Source organism: Skermanella mucosa, from assembly GCF_016765655.2.
GTDB lineage: Bacteria > Pseudomonadota > Alphaproteobacteria > Azospirillales > Azospirillaceae > Skermanella > Skermanella mucosa.
This window is the reverse complement of the sequence record NZ_CP086106.1, coordinates 4,354,306-4,366,915: the sequence shown is the minus strand read 5'-3', so window position 1 is coordinate 4,366,915 and position 12,610 is coordinate 4,354,306. Positions and strand designations below refer to the sequence as shown.

Below are 12,610 nucleotides of genomic sequence, written 5' to 3'. Positions count from 1 at the left end.
AGGCATCCCATGTCCGCCCCTCCGAAGTCCCGCGGCGAACCGATCTCCGACCCGCGCAGTCTGGTGAGCCATCTCGAGCAGGGCAGCAAGCCCGCGTCCGACTGGCGCATCGGGACCGAGCACGAGAAATTCGCGTACCGCACCAGCGACCTGCGCCCGCTGCCCTATGACGGGCCGGACGGCATCGGCGAGCTGCTCGACCGGATGACCCGCTTCGGCTGGGAACCCGTGCGCGAGGGCGACAACGTCATCGCGCTGACCTGCGGCTCCTGCAACATCAGCCTGGAGCCGGGCGGCCAGGTGGAACTGTCCGGCGCCCCGCTGGAGACCCTGCACGACACCTGCGCCGAGGTCCACGAGCACCTGGACCAGGTCAAGCAGGTCGGCCGCGAGCTGGGCATCGGCATGATCGGGCTGGGCTTCAACCCGAAATGGAAGCGGGACGAAATCCCGTGGATGCCCAAGGGCCGCTACAAGATCATGCGGGAATACATGCCGAAGCGCGGTACGCTGGGCCTCGACATGATGATGCGGACCTGCACCGTGCAGGTGAACCTGGACTTCGGGTCCGAGGCCGACATGGTGAAGAAGTTCCGCGTCAGCCTCGCGCTCCAGCCGATCGCGACGGCGTTGTTCGCCAACTCGCCCTTCACCGAGGGACGGCCCAACGGCTTCCAGAGCTTCCGGAGCCACATCTGGACCGACACCGACCCCGACCGCTGCGGCGACCTGCCGTTCGTGTTCGAGGAGGGGTTCGGTTTCCAGCAATATGTCGATTACGCCCTCGACGTGCCGATGTACTTCGTCTACCGCGACGGGAAATACATCGACGCCTCCGGCCAGAGCTTCCGCGACTTCCTCCAGGGCCGCCTGCCGGCGCTGCCGGGCGAGCTGCCCCTGATGACCGACTGGGCCGACCACCTGACCACGCTGTTCCCGGAAGTCCGCCTCAAGCGCTACCTGGAGATGCGCGGCGCCGACGGCGGCCCGTGGCGCGGCCTGTGCGCCCTGCCGGCCCTGTGGGTCGGGCTGCTCTACGACGACACCGCCCTGGACGCCGCCTGGGACTTGGTCAAGGACTGGACGGCGGAGGAGCGCGCCCATCTCCGCGCCGAGGTGCCGCGCCTCGCCCTGGACGCCACCCACCGCGGCCGTTCCCTGCGCGAGGTCGCGGCGGAAGTCCTGCGTATCGCCGGGGAAGGCCTGCGGCGGCGCGCCCGCAACGACCGCTGGGGCGACGACGAGACCCACTTCATCAATACCCTGCTGGAAGTGGCCGAGACCGGCCAGACCCCCGCGACGATCCTGCTGAACCGCTACCATGGCGAATGGCAGGGCGACATCGACCGCGTCTACGCCGAATTCTCCTACTGAGGCGGAACCCGGCCGGGACGAACCCGGCCGTCAGGCGCCCGTGGCACCGGCCAGGTCGGCGCCCTCCAGCCGGGCGCCCTTCAGGTCGGCTCCGGTCAGGTTGGTTTCCCGCAGGTCGGCCCCGCGCAGGTCGGCGCGCGACAGCACAGCGTCTGTCAGGTTGGCCTTGCGCAGGTCGGCACCCTGGAGATTGGCCCCTTCCAGCCGGACCCGGTGCAGGTTGGCGCGCCAGACATGGCCGCTGCCGCTCTGGATATGCACGGGGTTCAGCTTGGCGCCGCGCAGGTCGGCCCCGGTCAGGGTCGCCCGCTCCAGGTTCGCGCCGCGCAGGTCGGCGTTCGACAGGTTGATCCGGCGCAGGTCGCAAAGCGACATGTCGGCCATGGCGAGCACGGCGGAACTCATGTCGGCCTTGACCAGGGTGGCGCCCTGCAGCACCGCGGCCGACAGGTTCAAGCCCCGCAGGTCGAACCCGGTCAGTTCATAGCCCGACAGGTCGGCGCGGTGCCCCTCCTTGCCCCCGCTGTCCATCCAGGCGGCGTGGCCGGCCGCGATCTCGGGCAGGGTGCGGCCCAGCGCGGCGAAATCCTTGGCCACCACCGCTCCGGCCAACTCGGGCGCGCGGCGCTGCGCATCGTCCAGGATGGCGCCGATCAGGACGGCGTTCACCAGCCGCGCGCTGTCGATCACGGCCCCGGACAGGATGGCGCCGGTCAGCCGGGCGCCGGTCAGGTTGGCCCCGGTCAGGTCGGCCCCTTGCAGGTCCGCCCCGGTCAGGTCGGAATTGGTCAGGTTGGCCCGGACGAACTTGGTGCCGCGCATGACCGCGTCGGTCATATCGGTCTGCATCACGAACGCGTTGGACACCCGGGCGCGCGACAGGTTGGCCCCGCGCATGATCGCGCAGGTCAGCTCCGTCGTCAGCTTGACCGCCTCCTGGTTGACCGACGCCATCTCGCCCGATTTTCCCATATGGACCAGCATCCCGTCGCGCAGGTCCGCCTCGATCAGCATGGCCTCGCTCAGGATGGCGCCGCGCAGGCAGGCGCCGCGCAGGTCGGTCTTCATCAGGGTGGCGCCAGTCAGGTTCGCCAGGCGCAGGTCGGTGCCGTAGAGGTCTGCACCGGTCAGGTTGCAGCCCAGCAACCGGGCGCTGAACAGCTTGGCCCCGCTGAAATCGGCATCGGTCAGGTCCAGGCCGCTGAGGTCCAGGTGCGACAGGTCGCGCATCTTGAAGATCGCGCGCGTCCCTCCCGGCTGGCGCTTCAGGAATGCCTTGTGCCGGTTCGTCAGTGCGTTCAGCTCCTGTTGGGAGAGCTTAGCGCGGGGGATCTCGCTGGTCTCGGCGGAGGCAGAAGCCATTTGGGGGAGCCATCCTGGAATCTTCCCGGGCAAGGCTATGCTGAAAGGACGAAGGATTCGTTAAGGCCGCCGTGACCTATCGGTAACCAAGTGTGAAATTTTCCTATATCCCGCCGGGAACGGTCGAAACACCGGCCGGTTGGTTCAGACAACCCAACGATCAACCACCGGAAAACAGAGGCGGGAAACCACCGAGATGGCAGAACAGATCCCCCTGTCCCCGGGCGCCAGCGCGGTCGATCCCGAACTGGACGCCGCGCGCGGCGACAAGACCCACCAGATCGCCCCCGACCTGGCCTATCGCCGGCTGGGCATCGTCAACGTCGTCTTCTGGGGCCGTCCCGGGGCCGGCGACCGCCAGTGGGTCCTGGTCGATGCCGGCATACCGGGGACCAAGGGCATGATCACGGAGGCCGCCGCGGAGCGGTTCGGCCCCGGCGCCCGGCCCTCGGCGATCGTCATGACCCACGGCCATTTCGACCATATCGGCGCGCTGGAGGATCTGGCGGAGGAGTGGGACGCCCCCGTCTACGCCCACCCGCTCGAACATCCCTACCTGAACGGCAGGGCCTCGTACCCGCCGGGGGACCCCTCCGTCGGCGGCGGTGCCATGGCGGCCCTGGCGCGCTTCTACCCGCGCGGCCCTGTCGATGTCGGCAGCCGGCTCCGGGCCTTCCCGGAAGACGGCACGATCCCTGAAATGCCCGGCTGGCGCTGGCTCCACACGCCCGGCCACAGCGTCGGCCACGTGTCGCTCTGGCGCGAGGCCGACCGCACCATCGTCGCCGGCGACGCCTTCGTGACGACGGGGCAGGAGTCCGCCTACGCCGTCGCGGTCCAGCGGGCGGAGATGCACGGCCCGCCGACCTATTACACCGTGGAATGGGACAAGGCGAAGCAGTCCGTCGCCAAACTCGCCGCCCTCGATCCCGACTTGGTCGTCACCGGCCACGGCGAACCCATGAAAGGGCCGGAGATGCGCACCGCCCTCTACCGCCTGGCGGAGGAGTTCGACCGCGTCGCCGTGCCCCGGCAGGGCAAGTACCTGGACCATCCCGCCCGCGCGGAGGACGGCTCGGCCTACCGGTAGAGCGGTCCCCGATCAGGTTGAACCGCTTCGGTCCTCGCAGTCGGCCGTTCCACTCGCCGCACTGTGTTGCGCCAAGGGGGCAACACAGTGCTACGGCTGGATGCAGGGCGGAGGTGATGCGGTCCGACGGTCGTAGGTTGCGCCCATGGCGCAACGCAACGGATCAGCTGTCTCGGACGGATCGACCTGATCGGGTACAATTCTAGCCGGCTTGGCCGTGTCACTCGGAGGGATACTAAAAAGGGGTCAGAGTAGTTTTCCTGGCAATCACGATCAGGAGCGCAGGCCGACACGGTTGGCCCGACGATTTGTCGCCGTTCCGCTCCGGAGACCTGTGACCGTGTATCGCCGTCGGGTTACCTGAAGTTCCATCCCAGAGTCTCAAGGACGGGGGGCTCCGTTGAACCCTCGCGGTTCAACTGAAGCCGAACTGCCAGACAGCCACGGGCACCGCCAGGAGCAGGATCAGCGAGAACAGGACGAGGCCGCCGTCCCTGGTCAGCAGCCCGGCAGCGAAAAACGCGATCACGGCCGACGCGATGGACCCCGAGGTCGGTATCACCTCCATGAACGGCATGAACAGCGTCAGCGCCAGGATCAGGAACAACGGCAGGAAAAGCCACGGCCGATGAAGGAAAAAGGTGAGCCGCGCCTTCAAGAACCGCTCCACGAACAGCACGGGCTTGCGCAGCCAGCCGATCCCCTTGCAGAGCTTCTCCGTGGACAGGCGCCGATGGCTGATGATCTGCGGCAGCCAGACGCAATCCCGTCCAAGGATCATCTGCACGACCAGAATGAAGATGATTACCGCAACCGTCGCCGTCAGGCCGGGGATCGCGCTGGCCGGCGATGTGGAGATCAGTGAAAAAATCAGCATCAACGACGCAAAGGATTTGTGACCAAGTTTCTCGACCACTTGCTGCACGGTTATGCTCTCGCCTCGTGCCGTGCTCTCCAATCGATCAAGGACATCGCTGAGGGCGCGGTGTGGTTGATCATTCATGCTGCATTCTCCTGAAGTGGACCCGATCGCTTCTGGGCGGCGAACATTCTGCATGAACCGGAAATGCCCGCCCAAGGATCCATCAACTCCACATCCGGGGCATAATTCCGGGCGCGGGTCCCGCATATCCGGGTGCGCCGCATCCGCAGGCGAAAAAGGGTCGAGTGCCTGGACGAAGCCGTCCTGCTGGCCGGCATGCCTACTTGACGTCAGGTGCAACCTTCCGCCCCGGAGGTCCACGACACCGTTGAAGAATTTCGGCGGTTCGCTTATCTTTAGAGGGTAGGCGGCGGGACGTGCATCCCGCCGCCGGCTCCCGGTCTAGAATTGCAGGACGAACAGGATCTTCACCCTGAACGCCTGGAACCAGACCTGGAGAGAGAACCGATGTTTCCGCATCGATCTACTCCCTCTGTAGCGGCGGCGACCGGGCCAGTCCCGGTCGCTGTCCGCATATCCAAACTAAAATAGACATTCGCCTCATACGAGCGTCTTCATGACGCATACAACTCCGTGGGCGTGCGACAGCCGCTCGGCAGATCGCGTTGGCTGCCCGCCGACGACTCCATCATGACGAATGCTGACATTGGCGTCCCTGAGAAGGGGGGGTATGCCTGCAACACGCCTCCGGACGCCCACCGGCCTCCAGGATCATCGAGCCTGGCCGATACGGATGATAACTTTCATGGATCTGGTTGCGAGGGGCCACGACACCGTTGAAGAATTTCGGCGGTTCGCTTATCTTTCGAGGGTAGGCGGCGGGACGGACATCCCGCCGCCGGCTCCCGGTCTAGAATTGCAGGATGAACAGGATCTTCACCCTGAACGCCTGGAACCAGACCTGGAGAGAGAACCGATGTTTGCGCATCGAGCTACTCCCTCTGTAGCGGAGGCGGCCGGGCCAGTCCCGGTCGCTGTCCGCATTTCCAAACTAGAACAGGCATTCGCCTCATACGAGCGTCTTCATGACGCATGCAACTTTGCGGGCTCGCAACGGCCGCTCGACGCATCGCGACATCGCCCGCTGACAGCCCTGTCATCACGGATGCTGACATTTGCGTCCTTGCCAGGGGAGGGGGTGTCGTCAGCCGCGGTCACGGACGCCCGTCGGCTTCCCGATCGTCGGGGCTCGCCGTCACGGATGCTGACATTTGCGTCCTTGCCAGGGGAGGGGGATGTCGTCAGCCGCGGTCACGGACGCCCGTCGGCTTCCCGATCGTCGGGCTCGCCGTCACGGATGATGACATATGCGGCCTTTCCGGGGGGAATCGGCGGTAGCCGAGGAAGCCGCCGGAGGGAGCCGCACAAAGGCATAACCCTTCTGTTGACATCGCCGCTCCGGTCCCCTAGTTTCGCGGTCCGCTCAATCCCATGAGCCGCCTTGTCTGCGCCCGAGGGTGCCCGCCGGTCCGCGAGTTTCGCGCACTGGCGCGTTTCCGTTTGGGCGCATGGCCAGCAAGTCTGGACGACACGGCGGCGCAGTGGGGCGGGGCATCCGACTTTCGCGAACCATGACCGAGTGACGCATGTTTGAAGGGCTGACCGGACGGCTGGGAGACATCTTCGATCGTCTCACGCGGCGTGGCGCGCTGAGCGAGGAGGATGTCGGGATCGCTCTGCGCGAGGTGCGCGTCGCCTTGCTCGAAGCCGACGTGGCCTTGCCCGTCGTCAAGCAGTTCATCGCCGGCGTCAAGGAGAAGGCCGTCGGCCAGGAGGTCCTGCGCTCGGTGACCCCGGGCCAGATGGTCGTCAAGATCGTCCACGACCATCTGGTCGAGATGCTGGGCTCGTCCAGCGAAGGCATCAACCTCGAAGCCGCCGCCCCCGTGCCGATCCTGATGGTCGGCCTCCAGGGCTCGGGCAAGACCACCAGCACCGCCAAGATCGCGCTCCGCCTCAAGACCCGCGAGCGCAAGAAGGTCCTGATGGCCTCGTTGGACACAAGGCGCCCGGCGGCCCAGGAACAGCTCAAGATCCTCGGCGAGCAGGTCCAGGTCGCGACCCTCCCGATCGTCCCCGGCCAGCAGCCGGTGGAGATCGCCAAGCGCGCCATGCAGACCGGCCGCGTCGAAGGCTACGACGTCGTCATGCTCGACACCGCCGGCCGGCTCGCCATCGACGACGAGCTGATGGCCGAGGTGGCCGCCGTCCGCGACGCGACCAAGCCGGTCGAGACGCTGCTGGTCGTGGACGCCATGACCGGCCAGGACGCGGTGACGGTCGCGACCAACTTCCAGGACCGCGTCGGCATCTCCGGCATCGTGCTGACCCGGATCGACGGCGACGCCCGCGGCGGCGCCGCGCTGTCGATGCGCCAGATCACCGGCAAGCCGATCAAGCTGCTGGGCGTCGGCGAGAAGGTGGACGCGCTCGAAGCCTTCCACCCCGACCGCATCGCCGGCCGCATCCTGGGCATGGGCGACGTGGTCAGCCTGGTCGAGAAGGCCGCCGAGAACATCGACAAGGCGGAGGCCGAGAAGCTCGCCAAGAAGATGGAGAAGGGCACCTTCGACCTTGACGACATGGCGAACCAGCTCAAGCAGATCCGCAAGATGGGCGGCATGGGCGGCATGCTCGGGATGCTGCCCGGCATCGGCAAGATCAAGAACCAGCTCAAGGACGCCAACATCGACGAGGGCATCCTGAAGAAGCAGGAAGCCATCATCTCGTCCATGACCAAGGCCGAGCGGCGCAATCCCGACCTCATCAAGGCGTCGCGCAAGCGCCGCATCGCCCTGGGGTCGGGCGTACAGGTCCAGGATGTCAACCGGCTGCTCAAGCAGTTCCAGGACATGCAGACCATGATGAAGAAGGTCAAGAAGATGGGCCAGAAAGGCATGATGCGCCAGGGTCTGGCCGGTCTCCTTCCCCGCGGCAAGGGCTTTCCGTAAGCCGCCGCTCCCAAAGCTCCGCCGACCGGCGGTTTCGCCCGTCGGCAAGACAGCCAATACCTGCAACCTGAGTGAAGAGAGTAGTTTCGCAATGTCCTTGAAGATCCGTCTGACCCGCGGCGGCGCCAAGAAGCGCCCGTTCTACGCCATCGTCGTCACCGACGCGCGCAGCCCGCGCGATGGCCGCTTCATCGAGAAGATCGGCACCTACAACCCGATGCTGGCGAAGGATCATCCGGAGCGCGTCGTGCTCAACACCGAGCGCGCCAAGCACTGGCTGTCCGTCGGCGCCCAGCCGACCGACCGGGTCGAGCTGTTCCTCGGCCGCGCCGAGGTCGTCCCGATGCCGGCCCAGAGCCAGAACCCCAAGAAGGCCGCCCCCAAGGCGAAGGCCCAGGAGCGGATCAAGGCGGAGCAGGCCGCCGCCGCCAAGCGCGCCGAGGCGGAAGCCGCCGGCAGCGCCGAGTAATCCCGTCCGGTAATCTCGAAGGCTCAGGTCTCCTCCCATGGCACCCCGGTCCGCAGGCAAGCCCGATGCAGCTGGCGCACGCGTGTGCGTCGGCCAGATCGTCGGCGTGCATGGCGTGCGCGGCCTGGTGAAGCTGAAGAGCTTTACCGGCGACCCCGCCGCCATCGCGGACTACAACCCCCTGACCGACCACACCGGCGCCCGCCGCTTCACCGTCGAACTCCAGTCGGCGATGAAGGACTGTTGGCTGGCCCGGGTGCAGGGGGTCGCCGACCGGACCGCCGCCGAGGCCCTGCGCGGCGTGCTGCTGCATGTCGAGCGTGACCGCCTGCCGCCGCCCGAGGACGAGGACGAGTTCTACCATGCCGACCTGATCGGCCTGCCGGTCCTGCGGCCGGACGGCGAACGGATCGGCACGGTGGTGGCCCTCCATGATTTCGGCGGCGGGGACATGCTCGAACTGGCGCTCCCCGACCGGCGGACCGCCATGGTTCCGTTCACCAAGGCCATCGTGCCGGTGGTGGACGTGGCCGGCGGACGCATCGTCGCCGACCCGCCCGAGGATCTGCTGGCGCCGCCGGGCGCCCCGGATCGGGACCGGGATCGGGACGGCGAGGACGGCGGCGACGACGACACCGCCGGCGGCGGGGAGGGGGTGTGATGGACCGGGCATGGACCGTCCGCGTGCTGACCCTCTTCCCGGAAATGTTCCCGGGGCCGTTGGGTCTCAGCCTCGCCGGGCGGGCGCTCGAAAACGGGATCTGGTCCCTGGAAGCAGTGGACATCCGGTCTTTCGCACGCGATAAACACCGCTCGGTCGATGATACCCCGTTCGGCGGCGGCCCGGGCATGGTCATGCGGCCGGATGTCCTGGACGCGGCGCTGACGGCCGCCACCGGCGGCCCGGAGGCGGCGGAACGCGGCCGGGTCATCTACCTGTCGCCGCGCGGGCGCCTGCTCGATCAGCCCCTGGTCAGGGAACTGGCGGCGGAACCCGTCATCACCCTTCTGTGCGGACGCTACGAAGGGGTCGACGAGCGGGTCCTGGAAGTCCACCGGGCCGAGGAGGTCAGCCTCGGCGACTTCGTGCTGTCCGGCGGCGAGCCGGCGGCCCTGGCCCTGATCGATGCCGTCGTCCGGCTTCTGCCGGGCGTCATGGGCAACGAGGAGACCGCCGGGGAGGAGAGTTTCGAGCGGGGATTGCTGGAGTATCCCCATTACACGCGGCCGGCCGACTGGCAGGGGCGCACGGTGCCGGAAGTCCTGCTTTCCGGTCACCACGAGAAGGTACGGGCCTGGCGGCTGGCCGAGGCGGAGCGGATCACCAGGGCCCGGCGGCCCGACCTGTGGTCCCGCTACGAGGCCGCCCGCGAGGCGGAAGAACCGCGGAAGCGCCGCCGGCGCGACCGCGTCGCGACGATGGAATAGATGACAAACGGGTCCGCCGGGAGCCTGCCAAGGGTTCGGCGCGCCATCAGTGAAGGTAAGGGGTGAGTGCGATGAACATCATTCAGCAGATCGAGGCCGAACAGGTCCAGAAGCTGGTCGACAAGCGCGGCGTTCCGGAGTTTTCGCCGGGTGACACGCTGCGCGTCAACGTGAAGGTGGTCGAGGGCACGCGCGAGCGCGTCCAGGCCTATGAGGGCGTCTGCATCGCCCGCAAGAACGCCGGGCTGAACAGCAGCTTCACCGTGCGCAAGATCAGCTACGGCGAGGGCGTGGAGCGCGTGTTCCCGCTGTACAGCCCCCGGATCGACAGCATCGAGCTGGTCCGCAAGGGCGACGTCCGCCGCGCCAAGCTTTATTACCTGCGCGAGCTGCGCGGCAAGCGGGCGCGCATCAGCGAGCGCACCACCGGCCGCGGCATGAACACCAAGGAAGCGGGCGCGTCCAAGTAAGGACCGCGCCGGCACCCTTGCCGGAGAAGACATGAAGGCCCGCCGAACTCCGTTCGGCGGGCCTTCATGTCTTCATGTTTCCGGCTGCCATGTTTCCGGCTGCCGGACCGCAGGATCCTAAATCGGGATCGACATCCGCACGACGGTGCCGCTGCCGGACGTCTCGGCCGCCAGGGTCGCGTTCAGCTGCGCCGCCAGCGCTTCGGCCAGCAGCATGCCGGCATCGGCGTCGGGATCGAAGCCGGAGGGCAGGCCCCGGCCGTTGTCGGCGATCACCAGGTCCAGCGTGTCCGGGGCAGGGCGGGTCAGCGAGATGCGGATCCAGCTCTTGGCCGGGAAGGCGTGCCGCAGGCTGTTGGTCAGCAGTTCGTTGACGATCAGACCCAGCGGCACGGCGAGCGAAAGCCCGCCGGTGATCTTCTCCGACTGGACATCGATCTCGGTCCCCTGCGCCCCGCCCGGCACGTTGGCGCTGGTTGTCGTCACCAGTTCGCTCAAATAGCGGCCGAATTCGACCTGGGTCTCGCTGCCGGACTCGTGAAGGTGGCGATACGCGATCGCCAGCGCCTCGATCCGCTGGAGCGTCAGGTCGTAGGCGGAGCGGGCATCGGGATCGCGGATACGGCCGCTCTGGAGCTTCAGGAGGCTGATGACGAGTTGGAGGCTGTTCTTGGCCCGGTGCTGCAGTTCGCGCAGGGCCGCCTCTTTCTCCTTCAAGGCCTGTTCAAGTTGCCGCGTGTGTTCATCCATGTCAGGAGCATGTGCTGTTGTCAAAGGCGGATCTCCTGACCGTGGTCGCAACGCCGCGGAACAAAAGCTCGGCGGAAAGAAATTATTCGTCCCGCGGAGTTTCCATCGAATGCGCCATTATGTACAGCAAACAGGCTAACTCTCAAATATACTTTCCGGCTTAGGTGATTGGACCCAGGGGAGTGATCGGGCCTGCGGAGTTTTATTCTAATTTGGCCTAAAATCCATATGGGGCGCGCTTGGGTTTTGCCAACCGCGGCTTGGGAGCGGAATCCGCGTCTTGTATCCGGCGTTTAACATCCAGCCCGGCGGAGGGTTCCGACGCAGTAGTCGGAACAGGAGGCCGGAACAGGATCAGGGGAATGCCGTGACCGGAGAGTTGCGCCCGGACTACCCGAACAGGCGGCTGAAGAATCCACGCTTCTTCGCCGGCGCCGCGGCCTGGACTCGTCGCACCGGCTTGCCGTCGATGTACTCGTCCTTGAAGCGCTTCATGTCCTCGCTGCGCCCGAAAGTGAACCGGACATGGAAGATATAGGTCTTGGTCTTCTTGAACTCGTCGATCTCCTCGGACATCCCGAGGAACTGAAGCTCCCACAGGCCCCTGACGTTGGCCCTTATCCAATCCTCGGCCTCGTTCATCTTGCCCTGGCCACGGAACTTGTGAACGAGCTCATATGTCATATGCGATGTCATTGCCTTGCGTCGCGTCGTTTCCGATCCAGCCCTCCAAGCGGGCACCGCCAGCAAGGCTAAGCGCAACGCGTGTAGATTCGGTTACTCGGGGCCAGCCGGGCCGATGCCGTCAAGGTTGATTTGGATCAAGGCTCCCGCCGCCGCATTGCTCCATGGTGATGGTCGAGGTCGGTGCCGTACCGGCGGCTCGTTGGCGCAAAACGCATCCGGCCAGACGGGCGCACGGGATTTCATGACCGATCTTTCCAACCAGACGGTGCCGCCGGAGAATTCCCGGCCGGAGAATTCCCGAAATGTCGCGGGGCGGATCCATTCCGTCTCCGCGCTCGGCACGGGGGCCGGCGGGCCCGGTGTGCGCTTCGTCATCTTCCTGGACGGGTGCCCGCTTCGTTGCGCCCAGTGTACCGAAGGCCCAAGCCCAGACAGCGCCGACGCTGAACCCGGAGACAGGGCCGGCACCGGCGAGATCGACGCCCTGATGCACCGGATCGCCCGTTATGCGGACTATATGCAGGTCTCCGGCGGCGGCGTCACCGTGGCCGGCGCCGAGCCGCTCGAACAGGCTGCCTTCATCCGGGAACTGTTCCGGCGTTGCCGGGACATGGGGATCGCCACCGCCCTGGATACCTGTGGCGGCGGCAACCTGTTCGCGGCCAAGGGGCTGCTTCATTTGACCGACCTCGTGGTGCTCGACCTCACGCCGGTCGAACCCGGAGCGCTCGTCCGGCGGCCATCGGGATCGGGATCGACGCCGGGCGCCCTGCGGTTCGCGGGAATGCTGCGGGCCGCCCGCAAGCCGGTCTGGGTGCGCTTCGCGGTGGTTCCCGGTGTCAACGACGATCCCCGCCACGTGGAGACCCTGGCGGAGTTCGCGGCGTCCCTGCCGGACGTCGAGCGGGTCGAGGTGCTGCCGTTCCACCGGCTGGCGACCATCCATCTCCGCGACCGCTGCCCGTCTCCGGCGATCCGCGCCTTGGGGCCGCCGAGCGCACGGCAGGTTCGCACGGTCCGGAACATCTTCCGCAGCCGGGGCTTGCGCGCCTGCTGAAAACCTCCGTCCTGACGGGAGAACAAACG

The 12,610-nt window shown here is 66.8% G+C and carries 12 protein-coding genes; 8 read left to right on the top strand and 4 right to left on the bottom strand.

The features are described 5' to 3' along the window. Nucleotides 1-9: 9 nt before the first annotated feature. The gene (locus JL100_RS20275; protein WP_202684287.1) at nt 10-1,374 is read left to right on the top strand and encodes a glutamate--cysteine ligase; all 1,365 of its coding nucleotides are present in this window, start codon (nt 10-12) and stop codon (nt 1,372-1,374) included. 30 nt (nt 1,375-1,404) lie between these two features. Here the strand turns inward: JL100_RS20275 and JL100_RS20270 are convergent, their stop codons facing one another. Beyond that, complete coding sequence (locus JL100_RS20270; protein ID WP_202684286.1) at nt 1,405-2,736, bottom strand: pentapeptide repeat-containing protein; 1,332 nt, start codon at nt 2,734-2,736, stop codon at nt 1,405-1,407. A gap of 196 nt (nt 2,737-2,932) precedes the next feature. Between JL100_RS20270 and JL100_RS20265 the strand changes: the two genes are divergently transcribed. After that, a complete protein-coding gene (locus JL100_RS20265; protein ID WP_202684285.1) occupies nt 2,933-3,826 on the top strand; it encodes an MBL fold metallo-hydrolase in 894 nt (297 codons plus the stop codon). Nucleotides 3,827-4,241: 415 nt separating this feature from the next. On the opposite strand, the gene JL100_RS20260 is transcribed toward JL100_RS20265, so the two are convergent. Next, nucleotides 4,242-4,829, bottom strand: coding sequence for an exopolysaccharide biosynthesis protein (locus tag JL100_RS20260; RefSeq protein ID WP_202684284.1), 588 nt, complete (start codon nt 4,827-4,829; stop codon nt 4,242-4,244). 1,526 nt (nt 4,830-6,355) lie between these two features. Here JL100_RS20260 and ffh point away from each other — a divergent pair. The 5 genes from ffh to rplS all read left to right on the top strand — a co-directional run bounded on the left by ffh (nt 6,356) and on the right by rplS (nt 10,087). Continuing rightward, nucleotides 6,356-7,720 (top strand): signal recognition particle protein, encoded by a 1,365-nt coding sequence (ffh, locus tag JL100_RS20255; RefSeq protein WP_202684283.1) that lies wholly within the window; start codon nt 6,356-6,358, stop codon nt 7,718-7,720. Between the two features lie 91 nt (nt 7,721-7,811). After that, nucleotides 7,812-8,189 carry a 30S ribosomal protein S16 gene (gene rpsP / locus JL100_RS20250; protein WP_202684282.1) on the top strand — a complete coding sequence of 126 codons (378 nt, stop codon included), beginning with the start codon at nt 7,812-7,814 and terminating at the stop codon, nt 8,187-8,189. Between the two features lie 37 nt (nt 8,190-8,226). Beyond that, entirely contained in the window at nt 8,227-8,850 is a 624-nt protein-coding gene (gene rimM, locus JL100_RS20245) for a ribosome maturation factor RimM (RefSeq protein ID WP_202684281.1), read from the top strand. Continuing rightward, the gene (trmD, locus tag JL100_RS20240) at nt 8,850-9,617 is read left to right on the top strand and encodes a tRNA (guanosine(37)-N1)-methyltransferase TrmD (protein ID WP_202684280.1); all 768 of its coding nucleotides are present in this window, start codon (nt 8,850-8,852) and stop codon (nt 9,615-9,617) included. The genes rimM and trmD overlap by 1 nt, the downstream gene beginning before the upstream one ends. A gap of 71 nt (nt 9,618-9,688) precedes the next feature. Next, nucleotides 9,689-10,087, top strand: coding sequence for a 50S ribosomal protein L19 (gene rplS, locus JL100_RS20235; protein WP_202684279.1), 399 nt, complete (start codon nt 9,689-9,691; stop codon nt 10,085-10,087). Nucleotides 10,088-10,204: 117 nt separating this feature from the next. On the opposite strand, the gene JL100_RS20230 is transcribed toward rplS, so the two are convergent. Together JL100_RS20230 and JL100_RS20225 are read right to left on the bottom strand one after the other, a co-directional pair. Next, nucleotides 10,205-10,804, bottom strand: coding sequence for a sensor histidine kinase (locus JL100_RS20230; protein WP_202684278.1), 600 nt, complete (start codon nt 10,802-10,804; stop codon nt 10,205-10,207). Between the two features lie 423 nt (nt 10,805-11,227). Beyond that, the gene (locus JL100_RS20225; protein WP_202684277.1) at nt 11,228-11,521 is read right to left on the bottom strand and encodes a hypothetical protein; all 294 of its coding nucleotides are present in this window, start codon (nt 11,519-11,521) and stop codon (nt 11,228-11,230) included. 244 nt (nt 11,522-11,765) lie between these two features. Between JL100_RS20225 and JL100_RS20220 the strand changes: the two genes are divergently transcribed. Then, complete coding sequence (locus tag JL100_RS20220) at nt 11,766-12,581, top strand: 4Fe-4S cluster-binding domain-containing protein (RefSeq protein WP_202684276.1); 816 nt, start codon at nt 11,766-11,768, stop codon at nt 12,579-12,581. The last annotated feature ends 29 nt before the right edge of the window (nt 12,582-12,610 follow it).

Coding starts and splice junctions, on each gene's coding strand:
- JL100_RS20275 (WP_202684287.1), top strand. CDS start 10: ATGTCCGCCCCTCCGAAGTCCCGCGGCGAACCGATCTCCGACCCGCGC.
- JL100_RS20270 (WP_202684286.1), bottom strand. CDS start 2,736: ATGGCTTCTGCCTCCGCCGAGACCAGCGAGATCCCCCGCGCTAAGCTC.
- JL100_RS20265 (WP_202684285.1), top strand. CDS start 2,933: ATGGCAGAACAGATCCCCCTGTCCCCGGGCGCCAGCGCGGTCGATCCC.
- JL100_RS20260 (WP_202684284.1), bottom strand. CDS start 4,829: ATGAATGATCAACCACACCGCGCCCTCAGCGATGTCCTTGATCGATTG.
- ffh (WP_202684283.1), top strand. CDS start 6,356: ATGTTTGAAGGGCTGACCGGACGGCTGGGAGACATCTTCGATCGTCTC.
- rpsP (WP_202684282.1), top strand. CDS start 7,812: ATGTCCTTGAAGATCCGTCTGACCCGCGGCGGCGCCAAGAAGCGCCCG.
- rimM (WP_202684281.1), top strand. CDS start 8,227: ATGGCACCCCGGTCCGCAGGCAAGCCCGATGCAGCTGGCGCACGCGTG.
- trmD (WP_202684280.1), top strand. CDS start 8,850: ATGGACCGGGCATGGACCGTCCGCGTGCTGACCCTCTTCCCGGAAATG.
- rplS (WP_202684279.1), top strand. CDS start 9,689: ATGAACATCATTCAGCAGATCGAGGCCGAACAGGTCCAGAAGCTGGTC.
- JL100_RS20225 (WP_202684277.1), bottom strand. CDS start 11,521: ATGACATATGAGCTCGTTCACAAGTTCCGTGGCCAGGGCAAGATGAAC.
- JL100_RS20220 (WP_202684276.1), top strand. CDS start 11,766: ATGACCGATCTTTCCAACCAGACGGTGCCGCCGGAGAATTCCCGGCCG.